This window comes from Streptomyces sp. TLI_185 (assembly GCF_003814765.1).
GTDB lineage: Bacteria > Actinomycetota > Actinomycetes > Streptomycetales > Streptomycetaceae > Streptomyces.
This window is the reverse complement of record NZ_RKRB01000001.1, coordinates 6,232,240-6,246,242: the sequence shown is the minus strand read 5'-3', so window position 1 is coordinate 6,246,242 and position 14,003 is coordinate 6,232,240. Positions and strand designations below refer to the sequence as shown.

The window sequence follows — 14,003 nt, the reverse complement described above, 5'->3', positions numbered from 1 at the left end:
ACTCACCCGAGCGCGAGGACACCCACGACGGCGATCACCAGCATGAGGAGCAGAAGCAGTACGGCGTACAGCAGCAGCCGTCCACCCGGGCGGCGACGGGTCTCCTCAGGTGTGTCCCACCAGGGCAGGGTGGGATCGTCCTCGTACTCGCTCGCGCTTTCCTCACCGGCGGGTTTCGCCGGGCGCGGCCAGGCCTGCACCGCCAGTTCCCAGCGCACCCCGAAACGCTCGGCCTCCGTGTCGGCGAGGCCCGCGATCCGGCACAGGGCGGCGACCGCCTGCCGGGGCGGGGGCTGGGTGGCGTTGAGGTAGCGGTGCCAGGAGGACTTGCTGTACGCGGTGCGGGCGCCGAGCGAGACGAGGCTGAGCCCCGTCCGGTCCTTGAGGAGCCGCAACTGCTCCACGAAGTGCCGCACCTCCGGCGGCAGATCGTCAGGCAGCGGCTGCCAGCCGCCCATCGCGCACCTCCAGGTTCTCCCGTTGCGGAACGGTCACCTCCGTGCCACAGCGCACTGACAGGCGTTGAACAGCCCGTTCACCGTGCAGGAAGGTTGATTCCGACGACGGCCCGTCCTTACTCGGGGGAGAGGACGGGCCGCCGCCTCAAACGGTTCCGGGCCGCGCCCCCAAAGGGGCGCGGGGCCCCTCCGCGGCAGCGGCTGATGTCACAGCCAATATGCGGCTCCGCCGCGATGGGGGTCCCCCCGCTCGAGCGAATTCGAGAGTGGGGGAGCGACCAGCCACAACGGCGCCGCAGTCAACTACTGACCGTGAAGTGCAGCGTGTCCTTCAAAAAAGGAATCTGCAGCAACGGATGCGGTTGCACCATCATCGCCAGCATCACGATCGCCAGCCCCAGCACGCCGTACGTGACGATGTCCGTGAAGCGGGAGCGCACGGCGAGCATGCCGACGTCGGGCAGGATCCAGCGCAGCGCGGCGCCGGCCACCAGGGCGATGCCGATCAGCAGGGTGCCGTACCGGAAGACGTCCAGCGCGGTCAGCAGCAGGCCGAGCCCGACCAGGCCGAGGACGGCGAGGATCGGCCACTGCCGGGCGGGGGCGGGGGCGTCGCCGGAGGCTGCCCGGCCGCCGCCCTCGGGACGTGCGGTGTCCTTCGTGAAGAGCGGGAACCGGCGCGTCGTGCGGCGCGGCACGCCCTCGGCGTCGGGCGCGCTGATCGCGTCGCGCACGGTCTCCTCGGCCTGCCGCTCGGGATCCTTGGCCTCGCGCTCGGGCTGCTCCGCCGCACCCTCGGGGTGCTTCGCCTCAGCCGGCACTGCGCTCCGCCGCCTCGACCACGTTGACGAGCAGCTGGGCACGGGTCATCGGGCCGACACCGCCGGGGTTCGGCGAGATCCAGCCGGCGACCTCCGCGACGCCCGGGTGGACGTCGCCCACGATCTTGCCCTCGGCGCTGCGCGAGACACCGACGTCGAGGACGGCGGCGCCCGGCTTGACGTCCTCGGGCCGGATGAGGTGCGCGGAACCGGCGGCCGCGACGATGATGTCCGCGCGCCTGAGGTGCGACGACAGGTCGCGGGTGCCGGTGTGGCACTGGGTCACGGTCGCGTTCTCACTGCGGCGGGTGAGCAGCAGCGGCATCGGGCGGCCGATGGTGACACCGCGGCCGACGACCACGACCTCGGCGCCCTTGATCTCGACGCCGTACCGGCGGAGCAGGGTGAGGACACCGTTCGGAGTGCAGGGCAGCGGGGCCGGCTCGTTCAGGACGAGACGCCCGAGGTTCATCGGGTGGAGGCCGTCGGCGTCCTTGTCCGGGTCCATGAGTTCCAGGATCCGGTTCTCGTCGATGCCCTTGGGCAGCGGCAGCTGGACGATGTAGCCGGTGCACGCCGGGTCCTCGTTCAGCTCCCGGACGACCGCCTCGATCTCCTCCTGCGTCGCCGTGTCCGGCAGCTCGCGCTGGATGGAGGCGATGCCGACCTCGGCGCAGTCGCGGTGCTTCCCGGCGACGTACTTCTGGCTGCCGGGATCGTTCCCGACGAGGATCGTGCCGAGGCCGGGCGTGACGCCCTTCTCCTTCAGCGCCGCCACGCGGGCGGTCAGATCGGACTTGATCGCGGCTGCGGTGGCCTTGCCATCGAGAATCTGGGCGGTCATGCCCCCATCCTCGCGGATGACCGCCCCCCGGTTCCAATCCGGGTGCCGTACCGGTGGTACAGCCATGATCAGCAAGATTGCACTTGCACAACACATGCGAAATGCCACTGGACAAGGCGAGCAGCCGTAAAGAACGATGAACGGCGCAGTATCGCGGTTCGTGTTCGGGGGGCAAACCGCTCACATCGTGTGATTCCTCCGCGCAATCCGCAACGTCCCCATGTGTGCAACGGAGGAATCCCGCCATGAGTTACGGCGACCCGAACAACCCCTACGGCCAGCCGCAGCAGCCGCAGCAGCCCGGTTACGGCTACCCCCAGCAGGGCGCCCAGCAGCCCTACGGCTACCCGCAGCAGCCCCCGCAGGGCGTGCCGCCGCAGCAGCCGGGCTACGGCTACCCGCAGGCGCCGCAGGCCCCGGCCGGCTACGGCTACCCGCAGCAGGCGGGTTACGGCATGCAGCCGCCGTACGCGAACTGGGGTCAGCGTTTCCTCGGCACCCTGGTCGACGGACTCGTTTTCCTGGTCCCCTACATCGTCGTCATCGTCGGCGGGGCCAGCAGGACCTGGGCCGTGGCGATCATCGGTTACCTCGCCCTCATCGGCCTGGCGATCTGGCAGCTGATCAGGGAGGGCCGCACCGGTCAGACGGTCGGCAAGCAGGCACTCGGCATCCGCCTGGTGCGGGAGGTCGACGGGCAGCCCCTGGGCGTCGGCATGGCCTTCGTGCGCCGGCTCGCGCACTTCCTGGACAGCCTCGCCTGCTACCTCGGCTGGCTGTGGCCGGCCTGGGACGCCAAGCGCCAGACGTTCGCCGACAAGATCTGCTCGTCGATCGTGATCCGTACGAACTGACCACTGCCCCACCCCATTTGACGGCGGATCGCCACGAGGCTTTCCCGCCACGACGGAGGAACCCCCCCGATGAGTTACGGCGGCCCGCACAACCCCTACGGCCCGACAGAGAGCGGGCAGCCGGGCTACGGCTACCCCGCGGCTCCCCCGGCGGGGCCCTACGGCGGCGCCCCCGTGATGACGACGATGCCGGGCACCGTGAGCGCGGGCCGGGTGCTGCTGTGGGTCATCGTCCCCCTGAACCTCCTCGGCGTGGGCCTGTTCGCCTTCCTCGCCGGGAAGGTCCAGAGCACGAAGGCCGGCAGCCTCGACGACGAGGCCTCCTTCGAGAAGTTCAAGGAGTACTCGACCGGCGCGCTGTGGGCGATCGTGGTGTTCGCGCTGCTCTGGGCGGTGTTCGCGGCCGTGCTGGCGATGAAGTTCAGCGACGGCGGCAACAAGGTCCGGGTCTCGGCCATGATCTTCGGCATCATCACCGCGATCCTCGGCTTCTACCCGTTCATCGTCGTGGGCCTTCTCCACGCGGTGCTCGGCATCCTGATCGCCGTGTTCGCCGGCAACCCGAACGGAAACGCCTGGTTCAACCGCGTGCGCCAGTGAACCGCCCCGCGCCACTGCTGCTTTTCCCCGGGGAACGGCAAACCTGAGGGCACAGTTCGCGCCAATAAATCGCCAAGGGCCGTGTCTCCCCGTCCGAGGGGGACACGGCCCTGGTGCGTCGCCCTACTCTGACCTGGGTAGCCGGCAGGCACGGGAGACGCACCTTGTACAGCATCATCGTGGTACCTCCGCCGACCACGGAGGACCAGTCCACTCGCACCCAGCTCAAGCTCGCGCCCGGCGAGCGGCTGACGTTCGGGCGCAGCGCCGACTGCGACGTGGAGATCCCCCACAAGGGCGTCTCCCGCAGGGCCGGCGAGATCACCGCGCAGGGCGCCTTCTGGATACTGAGCAACCTCAGCGGGGAGCAGACGTACGTCGTGGAGAACCCGGAGGGCGCCGGCGAGCACATGAAGGTCGGGCCGGGCCGCCTCGACGCCCCCGTCCCCTTCGAGTTCTCGCGGATCGTGCTGCCGGCCGCCGGGGACCTCCTGGCCGTCGAGGTGTGGGCGCCCCGCCACGACTACCTCCACTCCGAGGGCGGTCTCGACGGCGCCACCACCGCCCCCGCCTTCTCCGTCGACCGCACCAAGCGCTACTTCGCGGTCCTCGCGGCCCTGTGCGAACCGCGCCTGCGCGGCGAACCGCACGCCCCCCTGCCCACGGTGGACCAGGTCGTGGACCGCCTCCGCCCGAACTGGCCGGCGGCGTCCCGCACTTCGGTGCAGTGGAACATCGACTATCTGGCGGTGAAGCTGCGCCTGAAGCCGGGCCCGGAGGAGGCGGACACCGGACCGCGCCTCAACGGCAAGAAGGAATCGCTGGTCTCGCTCGCACTCCGCTTCGACCTCGTCCGCGAGGACGACCTGGTGGTCCTGGCCGCCTCCCCGTCCGGCCGGGCGGTCCGGTGACCGAGCCGTACGCCGTGCCGGTGCCCAAGGGGTACCGGGTGGGCGTCTGGGAGGTACGGGACCCGATCGCGACGGGTGCCTTCGGGAGCGTGTACGAGGGCCGCCGCACGGGCGACCCGGCCGGCCCCGGCAGCGGCGAGGAGCTGCCCCGCACGGCCGCCCTGAAGTTCCTGCCGACCGGCACCGGAACCCCCCGCCAACTCGCCCACCTGCGCGAACTCATCGACCGCGAGGTCGAGTTGCACCGCCGGCTGAAGCAGCCGCGCCTGATCCGGATGTACGACACCCTCACGGTCGACGACCCCGGTCGTCCGGCGTTGGACGGCGCCACCGTCCTCGTACTGGAGAAGGCGGAACGCTCCCTGTCGGCTTTGCTGTCCGTCGACCCCCGTCCGGCCGCCGGGCCGGCCCTGCTCGCGCAGATCTGCGAGGGCCTGGCCCAGCTGCACCGCGCGGGCTGGGTGCACGGCGACCTGAAGCCGGCCAACGTCCTGCTGATGAAGGACGGTTCCGCCCGCCTCGCCGACTTCAACATGGCGGCGGAGCTGGAAGGCACGCACGCGTACACCCCCGCCTTCTCCACGCCCGACTACACCCCGCCCGAACTCCTGTGGTCGGAGATCGGCACTCGCGGCCGCCAGATCCGCCCCTCCGCCGACGTCTGGGCCTTCGGTGTCCTGGCACATCTGGTGCTGACCGACTCCTTCCCCCTCCCCGGCGGCACCCCGACCGCCCGACGCGACGCGGCCGCCGCCTACGCCCGCGGCACCGACGAACTGCGCCTGTCGCCCGAACTTCCGGACGCCTGGCGGCAGATCGTCCGGGACTGCCTCTCCCGCACCCACGCCGACCGCGTCGCCACGGACGCCCTGCTGCGCCGGGTCGCGGAGGCGGCAGGCACGGACCGCCCACGCCGGCTCCCCCGCCTCAGACGCCGCTCGACGGTGATCGCAAGCGCGACGGCCGCCACGGTCGCGATCGCGGCACTCGGCTACGGCATCAGCACCTGGGCGGACACGGGCGGCCGCACCCCGGAGGTCAAGAGCACCTCCCCCACGGCGAAGGCCACCCCCGCCACCTACGGCTCCGCCGAACTCCGCACGGACCAGGGCATCCCGGCGGTCTACCGCCCGATGATCGTCGACGCGGCTCACGGCTGCGACCAGGCGGACGTCACACCCGCGCTCATCGCGGCCATGCTCAAGGCGGAGAGCAATTTCGACCCGAAGCTCTCCGACCCCGGCAAGGACGAGTACGGCATCGCCCGCTGGACCCCGAGGCTGCTGCGCTGGTGGATCCGGGCCGACGGCCGGCCGGTGAAATCGATCCCCAAGCCGCCCCTCTCCGTCCCCGACTCGATCGCGGGCCTCGGCCACTACCTCTGCTACATCGAGCCGAACCTGACACCCGGCCTGCCCGGCGACAAGCGGGTACTGATCGCCGCCGCGTACCGGACCTCGTACAAGCGGGTCAACGCCGCACGCGGCATTCCCCCCGAATACCGCGACTACTGCAAGCGGCTCACCCAGTACCTCAAGGAGTACACGCCACCCGGGAGTTGGTGACCCTGAGACTTCCGAGGTACCGGCCGACGGGCGCCGGCGGCACGGTGGTACCACTCCGCCACGGCGGAACGACCACCGGAGTTCATGAGTTCATGGGGGAACCATCGTGAACATCGCCAAGCCCGCCGCACTGCTCCTCGCCGCCACCGCCCTGCTCGCCGGCTCCACGGTCGCGGCGACCGCGGCCGACACCCCGGACGGCACCCGGGTGACCTCGACGCCGGACGGCATCCGCGTCAACAGCCTCCAGCAGACCGCCGACCAGGTGCTCGCCGGCCACCCGAAGGCCCTCAGGTCCACCGCCGACGAGGTCGAGTACGACGGCCTGACCCTCACCCGAGCCCCGCAGGGCAAGCTCGGCACCCAGGACCTGGCCTGCGGCTACGGCCACCTGTGCATGGTCGTCAGGGGCACCAAGTTCGACTTCTACAAGTGCCAGACCTGGACCGTCAGCAACTGGACCGGCGACGGCCCGTTCACCAACAACCAGACGCCCGGCACGGTCGCCAAGTTCTACAACCAGGACGGCAGCGTCCGCTGGACGTCCACGGCGTACCAGGCAGGCACGGCCACATGGGACCCGATCTGGTCCCTGCGCCCCTGCTGACAGGGCGCCAGCCAGCCGCGGTCTCCGGCTCCCTCGGGGGAGGGCCGGAGGCCGCGGCTCTTTTTACGCCGCCCTTGATCCGGTTGCCGCCCCCGTAACCCGGTAGTCTCTCGTCAACCAGCGGTGCCACAGAGCCCGTTGGGATGAACGAGGTCGCGAGAGAACACGTCGGGGGATCCATGTCAGACGCCGCCCTCGCAGAGACGTGTGCGAGGCTCCTGCGGCCGACCGATCCGGTACGTATCGGGCCGTACGTGCCGTTGGGGCTGCTCGGCAGCGGGGGGATGGGCCGGGTCTACCTCGCACGGCACGGCGACGGGACGCCCGGGCTGGCCGCGGTGAAGGTCGTACGGCCCGAGCTCGCCGAAGACGTGCGCTTCCGGCGGCGGTTCGAGCGGGAGGCCACCGTGCACGCGCGCGTGGGCGCGCCGTACACGCCTGAGCTCTTCGGCACCGGCTTCGAGGCCGACAGCGAGTTGCTCTGGATGGCGACTGCGTATCTGCCCGGCCTCAATCTCGCGGACGCCGTACGGGAGTGCGGTGTCCTGGAGCCGTCCGGGGCATGGCGGCTGGTGGCGGACCTCGGCCGGGCACTGGGCGCACTGGCCGCCGTGGGGATCGTGCACCGGGACTTCAAACCGTCGAACGTCCTGCTCACCCAGCAGGGCGCGCACGTGATCGACTTCGGCATCGCGCAGGCCGTGGACGCCAGCGCGATCACGACCACCGGCAGCCGGGTCGGCACCCCGGCCTTCATGTCCCCGGAGTACCTCAGGGACGGCCGCTGCGACACGGCCTCGGACGTGTTCTGCTGCGCGAGCACCGTGGTCCACGCGCTCACCGGACACGCCCCGTTCGGCGACGGCACCGGCATGGACGTCCTGCACCGCGTCGCCTCCGAGGCGCCGAACGCCGAGATCATGGCCGAGGTGGCGGCCGCCGACCCCGCCCTGGCCGCCCTGCTGACCGCCTGCCTCGACAAGGACCCCGCACTACGGCCCGGCCCACAGCACCTCATCGACGCCGCCGCCGCGCAACCCCGGGCCACCTCCTGGCAGGAGCCGCTGGGCAGCCGCCTCCTCGCCCGGCAGCAGGCGTACGACGTGCTCCGCAACAGCCGCCCTGGCGAGCAGGCTCAGCAGACGCCGACCCAGCGGGTCGTGTACCCGGCGGCAGGGCCGGGCTTCGGCCCGCCGGTGACTGAGTCGGCAACGCCGACCGCGCCCGCCCGGCCTCGCAGGAAGCGGTACGCCGCTCTGACCGCCGTACTCGCGGTGTGCGCCGTAGCCCTGACCGCCTTCCTGCTCACCCGCACGTCGTTCTCCGACAACACCACAAGCACCGTCGGCGCAGCCTCCCCCACCGCCACGACCAGCGCGTCCGGCGACGGGCCCTCCTCTCCGTTCAAGAAGCCGAAGGAGAAGGAGAAGGGGAAGGACAAGGAGGAGGGGGCGAAGGACGGGAACCCGATCACCTCCACCGCCCCTTCCGGCAACGGCGCGCAAGGAACCGCTCACACCAGCCCCACTCCCCACCCCACGTCCGGGGCACCCGGCACCCCGACCCCCACCCCCTCGAAGTCGACCCCCGCCCCGGCGAAGCCGCCGTGGCTCACCGAGTGCACCACCTATTCCGGAACCGAACTCACCCAGCTGGGCGACCGCGGCCAACGCGTCGTGCAGGTGCAGTGCATGCTGACCAAGCGGGGCTACAGCGTGGGCAGTTCGGGCGTCGACGGAGACTTCGGCAAGGCCACTGACGCGGCGGTACGGAGCTTCCAGAGCGACAAGGGGCTGGAGGTCGACGGCCAGGTCGGCCCCAACACGTGGTCGGCACTGCGCAGTTCGACCTGAGGAACCCTACGGGTTGTACGGGGTGTAGGTGATCGAGGAGACCTTCAGGTACCTCGCACCGTCTCCTGTGGCCCATGTCGAGTCGTTGGGGTTGCCCGGCCAGTCGCCGCCGACGGCGGTGTTGACGATGAAGCGCATCCCGACACCCGGAGGAGTGGTGTACCACTTGGTGCCGGTGATGGTGCCGTCCACGGCGAAGTCGATGTGATCGGGCCACCAGGTGAACGAGTACCTGTGGTACGCGTTGGTCCAGCCCGCGGAATTCGTCTTCGAGAACTGGGTCTGGGCGTTGCTGGTGTCGTGGGATGTCTGGTAGACGGTGTTCGGGTTCTGGCCGACGATTTCGGCGGCGTCGAACTCGGGCAGCCACGGGTTCAGGTAGGCCGCCCATACGGCAGGCAGGAGGCCCTGGCCGTTGGGCATGTTCGCGGTGAAGCTGTAGGTGCCGTAGCCGTAGAGCGCCTTGGACTCCACGCGGCCCGAGTAGTACGTGCCGCCCGACTTGTAGGTCTTGATGACCAGGGTGTTGCCCTCGTACCAGACGCAGCCGGGGGTGTAGGTCTCCAGCTCGTTGTTGGCGGTCCACCGTCCGCTGATGGTGTTCCACGAGTTGACGGTCTGGGGGGCTCCCCAGGACGCCGCGTGGGCTTGCGGCTGTCCCAGGAGAAGCAGTGACAGCGCCGCCAGGGCGGCAGGTATCAGGCGTCCCGGCCGGAGAAGTACAGCTGACATCGCGGCTCCATTGCTCGGATGACATGGGGCGTGGGAGCGGTCCCACTCCCACGTCAACCGGACTGTAGGAGTCCGTTCAACGTTTGACAAGATGCACGGACAGGATCGCGCCCTGGCTTCTGGAATTGAAGACACCCGGATCACTCCGAGACGACCGGGGATGTCCAGAAGGTCACAGTAGGCCCGTAGGAGCCGTCCTGTTCGTCGCTCACCTCGACGGTGATCTCCCGGTCGGGGTAGCGCGCGGACAGGACGCCCTGCCAGCACTCGCCCAGCGCCGGCGCGAGTTGGGGGAGCTCCTCGCCGAACCGATCGTCGTCTGTCAGGGGGGTGTTGCCGAAAGTCGCCCACAACTCGACATGGTTGACGACGGCTTCGATGCGTTGCCGGTCGTCGCCCAGGTTCGTGAACCAGTCGTCTACAGTCCCCCGGCCGAAGCGCTCCTTGAGGAACACGCCACCGCGGTACTCGACCGTCTCGGGGCAGAAGAGCCACGCCGCGGCCAGGACGAAACGCAGGCCGCCCTCGTAGTCGAGGTAGTTGGCCGGGGAGAGCTCCTCGTCTTTCCATTCGGTGCGCCACCGCCTGAAGAACACCGGCAGCTCCCGCCCGGACCACACCGGTCTCCGCTCCGCCATGCGCACTGCCCTCCCACTCCACACGCTGCCTCCGGCACCCTGGGCGGAGGGCCGGAGGCCGCGGCCCTGTGCTGTCTGGTGTACGGTCCCGATGCCGCGCCCGGGACCGGGGTGCGGGGCCTGTGGACCGGGGGAATCGTGAACCAACAGCGCGTTCCGGCACCGAAGAAGCCGCTGAGCAGGAGAAGCAGGAGCGCTGCCGTGGTGGGGGCCGTGATCGCAGCTCCGTTGCTGATCGCGGCCACGGCCTGCGGATCCGGCCATGCCAACTCGCAGGGCACCTCGACAGCGGCCGCGAAGCCTCCGGCGAGTCACACCGGCCCGGCAGCGACGCCGGCCGCACGCACGTCGCCGCCACCCGGCCCGGCCCGGAAACTCGCCGACCTCGACGGCAACCTCCGCCCCGCCGACCAGTACCAACAGGTCCTCTCCGCACTGGCACCGCGCTGCAAGGAGGACCCCTCACATCTGGCGACCGTCGTCGACACCACGCGGAAAGCCCTCAAGAAGAAGGGCGGGGCCGAGGAGGACGAGTTCGGCATCCTGCAGAAACTCGAGGCCTGGGTGCCCGCCGGGAAACCGCGGGTCAACTGCGCCTCGCAGACGGCGGCCTACGCGGCGCGGCGCGAAGGCAACTAGCTTTTCCACCGCGTTGTCCTGGCGTTGCGGACCTCGCCTCGCTCGGCCGGACGCACAACCCTTGCCGCGAACGGAGAACGCCCCGGCGCCCCGCACAGCTCCGGAGCTGTGCGGGGCGCCGTTGTTCCGCGCCGAATCGCCCGTCAGTGGAAGAAGTGCCGCGTCCCCGTGAAGTACATCGTCACGCCCGCCTTCTTCGCGGCCTCGACCACCAGCTCGTCGCGGACCGAGCCGCCCGGCTGGACGACCGCCTTCACGCCGGCCTCGATGAGGATCTCCAGGCCGTCCGGGAAGGGGAAGAACGCGTCCGAGGCGGCGTACGAGCCCTGGGCACGCTCGGCGCCCGCCCGCTCGACGGCGAGCTTCGCGGAGTCGACGCGGTTGACCTGGCCCATGCCGACGCCGACGGAGGCGCCGTCCTTGGCGAGCAGGATCGCGTTGGACTTGACCGCGCGGCAGGCCTTCCAGGCGAAGGACAGCTCGGCCAGTTCCTCCGCGGACAGCGCCTCGCCGGTCGCGAGGGTCCAGTTGGCCGGGTCGTCGCCGTCCGCCTGGAGGCGGTCCGTCACCTGGAGGAGCGCGCCACCGTCGATGGGCTTGACCTCGGCGGGGTGAGAGGGCGCGGCCGGGGCCTTCAGGACGCGGATGTTCTTCTTCTTGGCGAGGGCCTCAAGGGCGCCGTCCTCGTAGTCCGGCGCGACGATGACCTCGGTGAAGATCTCGGCGACCTGCTCCGCCATCTCCTTCGACACCGGACGGTTGACCGCGATCACACCGCCGAACGCCGACAGCGGGTCACAGGCGTGCGCCTTGCGGTGCGCCTCCGCGACGTCCGAACCGACCGCGATACCGCAGGGGTTGGCGTGCTTGATGATCGCGACGGCCGGCTCGTCGTGGTCGTACGCGGCACGGCGCGCGGCATCCGTGTCCGTGTAGTTGTTGTACGACATCTCCTTGCCGTGCAGCTGCTCGGCCTCCGCGAGACCGGTGCCCGTGCCGTCGACGTAGAGCGCGGCGGGCTGGTGCGGGTTCTCGCCGTAGCGCAGGGTGCTCTTGCGCTCCAGGGCGGCCGCGATGAAGTCGGGGAACTGGCCCGCGGCGGAGCCGCTATCAGCTGCAGCGTCGGCGGGTGCGTAGGCGCTGGCGAACCAGCTCGCCACCGCGATGTCGTACTCGGCCGTGTGCCGGAAGGCCTCCGCGGCGAGCCGCTTGCGGGTGGTGAGGTCGAAGCCGCCGTCCTTGGCCGCGGCCAGGACGTCGGCGTAGCGGGCCGGGCTGGTGACCACGGCGACCGACGGGTGGTTCTTGGCGGCCGCGCGGACCATCGACGGGCCGCCGATGTCGATCTGCTCGACGCACTCGTCGGGGGACGCCCCCGAGGCGACCGTCTCGCGGAACGGGTAGAGGTTGACCACGACGAGGTCGAACGGCTCGACGCCCAGCTCGGCCAGCTGCTCGCGGTGGCTCTCCAGGCGCAGGTCGGCGAGGATGCCCGCATGCACCCTGGGGTGCAGGGTCTTGACCCGGCCGTCCAGGCACTCCGGGAACCCGGTGAGCTCCTCGACCTTGGTGACGGGGACGCCCGCGGCGGCGATGCGGCCGGCGGTGGACCCGGTGGAGACGAGCTCCACGCCCGCCTCGTGCAGGCCGCGCGCGAGGTCCTCGAGGCCCGTCTTGTCGTAGACGCTGACGAGCGCCCGGCGAAGGGGCCGCTTGTTGATGTCGGCGGTCACTGGATAACTACCTTTCGTCCCTCAATGCGATAGCCGTTGCGGGCGAGCCGCCCCACGACATCGACGAGCAGCCTTCGCTCGACTTCCTTGATGCGCTCGTGCAGCGCGCTCTCGTCGTCCTCGTCCCGGACCTCCACCACGCCCTGAGCGATGATCGGTCCGGTGTCGACGCCGTCGTCGACGAAGTGGACGGTGCAGCCGGTGACCCTGGCGCCGTACGCGAGCGCGTCGCGCACACCGTGGGCTCCGGGAAAACTGGGGAGGAGGGCCGGGTGCGTGTTCACGAACCGGCCGCCGAAGCGGGCCAGGAACTCCTTGCCCACGATCTTCATGAACCCGGCGGAGACGACCAGGTCGGGCTCGTAGGAGGCGACGGCCTCGGCGAGCGCCGCGTCCCACTCCTCGCGCGTCTCGTAGTCCTTGACCCTCGTCACGAAGGTCGGCAGCCCGGCGCGCTCGGCCCGGGCGAGCCCCTCGATGCCGGCGCGGTCGGCCCCGACGGCCACGATCTCGGCGCCGTAGGCCTCGACACCGCTCGTCGCGATGGCGTCCAGCAGCGCCTGGAGGTTGGTGCCGGATCCGGAGACCAGCACGACGAGGCGCTTGGCCACGGGCTTGGCGGCCACGGTGGGGCCCTTTCTCGGGGGAGCGTTTCCGTACGGTCGGCCGTATGTACGTTCGTACGAATGCTTCGCGCCCCGAGATACGGGGAAGTCTACGAAGCGGCCGACCGTCAGCAACGATACCGGCACTCCGGGCAGCCCCCACGGGACGGGGGCGCGGCCGGAAGGTAGCGTCTGGGAGAGCCCGGGTCGGGAACGTGGTCGTCGTGCTGTGCGTTTCCGAAGTGGAAGCTCGTGCAAAGACAGCCGTACGAACGCCTGATCAACGCTTGATCAACCGATCAACGCTTGGTCAAAGCATGATCACTGCCGTATCGCCTAGGGGAAGACGCTCACTTGATGCCGGACCGCAGCCTGCGACTCCTCACGCTCCCTCCGCAGTCGGTGGAGGGAGGGGAGCACCGCGGCGTGCTGCTGCGGGAGCGCCCCGCCTCTCCGCCCGACGCGCCCTCGGACCGGAAGACCGGCGACTCCCCCGAGGACGACAACCCCTTCGCCCCGCCTCCGGAGGGCACACCGGACCGCCCATGGCGGCCGCGCCGCCCGGCCGACGGGGAGAACGGCGACGGATCCGGCGATCCCGCTTCCCCGTGGGGCAGCCAGTGGAGCGACCGCCAGCCGGGCCGCTCCCCCGGCGGCTTCGGCGAGCGCCCCGGCAGTCCGCCCCCCAGTCCCGAGGGCGGTCAGGGCGGCAACACCCCGGGATCGGGGATGCGCTGGGACCCGACGGACCCCTCCCAGCGCCGCGCCCGTTACGCCCTCCTGTGCGGTATGTGGGCCTTCTTCTTCGCCCTGTTCAGCTGGCCGTACGTGGCCCTGCTGCTGGGCGCCCTCGCCCTGTACTGGGGCATCAGCGCCCTGCGCGCCAGGACCGGCGCCGCCGAGCCCACCAACGACCCGTCCGGCCGGCCGCAGACGACCGCAGCGGTGACCGGCCTGGTCACCGCCTCCCTGGCGATCGCGCTGGTGGCCGCCACCTTCACCGCGCAGATGGTGTACAGCGATTACTACACCTGCACCAACGACGCCCTCACGAACCAGGCGAAGCAGTCCTGCACCCAGCTGCTGCCCAAGGAACTGCGGGGGCTGCTGGGCACGAACGGCTGACGAACGGCCGTTGCGGCA

General features: G+C 70.7%; 15 protein-coding genes. 8 read left to right on the top strand and 7 right to left on the bottom strand.

The window, feature by feature from the left end; all coding sequences use genetic code 11:
* Positions 1–2 precede the first annotated feature (2 nt).
* The 3 genes from EDD92_RS28895 to EDD92_RS28885 form a co-directional block, all read right to left on the bottom strand.
* Complete coding sequence (locus EDD92_RS28895) at positions 3–458, bottom strand: helix-turn-helix transcriptional regulator (RefSeq protein WP_123967043.1); 456 nt, start codon at positions 456–458, stop codon at positions 3–5.
* Positions 459–757: 299 nt separating this feature from the next.
* Entirely contained in the window at positions 758–1,279 is a 522-nt protein-coding gene (locus EDD92_RS28890; protein WP_123967042.1) for a DUF3017 domain-containing protein, read from the bottom strand.
* Complete coding sequence (locus EDD92_RS28885) at positions 1,269–2,123, bottom strand: bifunctional methylenetetrahydrofolate dehydrogenase/methenyltetrahydrofolate cyclohydrolase (RefSeq protein ID WP_123967041.1); 855 nt, start codon at positions 2,121–2,123, stop codon at positions 1,269–1,271. The genes EDD92_RS28890 and EDD92_RS28885 overlap by 11 nt, the downstream gene beginning before the upstream one ends.
* 245 nt (positions 2,124–2,368) lie before the next feature.
* Between EDD92_RS28885 and EDD92_RS28880 the strand changes: the two genes are divergently transcribed.
* The 6 genes from EDD92_RS28880 to EDD92_RS28855 all read left to right on the top strand — a co-directional run bounded on the left by EDD92_RS28880 (position 2,369) and on the right by EDD92_RS28855 (position 8,513).
* Positions 2,369–2,977 (top strand): RDD family protein, encoded by a 609-nt coding sequence (locus EDD92_RS28880; RefSeq protein ID WP_123967040.1) that lies wholly within the window; start codon positions 2,369–2,371, stop codon positions 2,975–2,977.
* A 69-nt stretch (positions 2,978–3,046) separates the two neighbouring features.
* Positions 3,047–3,577 (top strand): hypothetical protein, encoded by a 531-nt coding sequence (locus EDD92_RS28875; RefSeq protein ID WP_123967039.1) that lies wholly within the window; start codon positions 3,047–3,049, stop codon positions 3,575–3,577.
* A gap of 164 nt (positions 3,578–3,741) precedes the next feature.
* Positions 3,742–4,488, top strand: a complete 747-nt coding sequence (locus EDD92_RS28870; RefSeq protein ID WP_123967038.1) for an FHA domain-containing protein — start codon at positions 3,742–3,744, stop codon at positions 4,486–4,488.
* Positions 4,485–6,053 (top strand): serine/threonine-protein kinase, encoded by a 1,569-nt coding sequence (locus tag EDD92_RS28865; protein WP_123967037.1) that lies wholly within the window; start codon positions 4,485–4,487, stop codon positions 6,051–6,053. Before EDD92_RS28870 ends, EDD92_RS28865 begins: the two co-directional genes overlap by 4 nt.
* A gap of 106 nt (positions 6,054–6,159) precedes the next feature.
* On the top strand, positions 6,160–6,660 hold the full coding sequence (locus tag EDD92_RS28860; RefSeq protein WP_123967036.1) for a hypothetical protein: 501 nt from the start codon (positions 6,160–6,162) through the stop codon (positions 6,658–6,660).
* 179 nt (positions 6,661–6,839) lie between these two features.
* A complete protein-coding gene (locus EDD92_RS28855) occupies positions 6,840–8,513 on the top strand; it encodes a protein kinase domain-containing protein (protein ID WP_123967035.1) in 1,674 nt (557 codons plus the stop codon).
* A gap of 6 nt (positions 8,514–8,519) precedes the next feature.
* Here the strand turns inward: EDD92_RS28855 and EDD92_RS28850 are convergent, their stop codons facing one another.
* Together EDD92_RS28850 and EDD92_RS28845 are read right to left on the bottom strand one after the other, a co-directional pair.
* Entirely contained in the window at positions 8,520–9,245 is a 726-nt protein-coding gene (locus EDD92_RS28850; RefSeq protein ID WP_123967034.1) for a family 16 glycosylhydrolase, read from the bottom strand.
* A 140-nt stretch (positions 9,246–9,385) separates the two neighbouring features.
* Entirely contained in the window at positions 9,386–9,883 is a 498-nt protein-coding gene (locus EDD92_RS28845; RefSeq protein ID WP_123967033.1) for a hypothetical protein, read from the bottom strand.
* Between the two features lie 213 nt (positions 9,884–10,096).
* On the opposite strand from EDD92_RS28845, the gene EDD92_RS28840 reads away from it, so the two are divergent.
* Positions 10,097–10,522, top strand: coding sequence for a hypothetical protein (locus EDD92_RS28840; RefSeq protein WP_123967032.1), 426 nt, complete (start codon positions 10,097–10,099; stop codon positions 10,520–10,522).
* Between the two features lie 143 nt (positions 10,523–10,665).
* Here EDD92_RS28840 and purH read toward each other — a convergent pair whose 3' ends face one another.
* Complete coding sequence (gene purH, locus EDD92_RS28835; RefSeq protein WP_123967031.1) at positions 10,666–12,255, bottom strand: bifunctional phosphoribosylaminoimidazolecarboxamide formyltransferase/IMP cyclohydrolase; 1,590 nt, start codon at positions 12,253–12,255, stop codon at positions 10,666–10,668.
* Positions 12,252–12,881, bottom strand: a complete 630-nt coding sequence (gene purN / locus EDD92_RS28830; protein WP_123967030.1) for a phosphoribosylglycinamide formyltransferase — start codon at positions 12,879–12,881, stop codon at positions 12,252–12,254. The genes purH and purN overlap by 4 nt, the downstream gene beginning before the upstream one ends.
* Positions 12,882–13,217: 336 nt before the next feature.
* Between purN and EDD92_RS28825 the strand changes: the two genes are divergently transcribed.
* The gene (locus tag EDD92_RS28825; RefSeq protein ID WP_123967029.1) at positions 13,218–13,985 is read left to right on the top strand and encodes a hypothetical protein; all 768 of its coding nucleotides are present in this window, start codon (positions 13,218–13,220) and stop codon (positions 13,983–13,985) included.
* Positions 13,986–14,003: the final 18 nt, after the last annotated feature.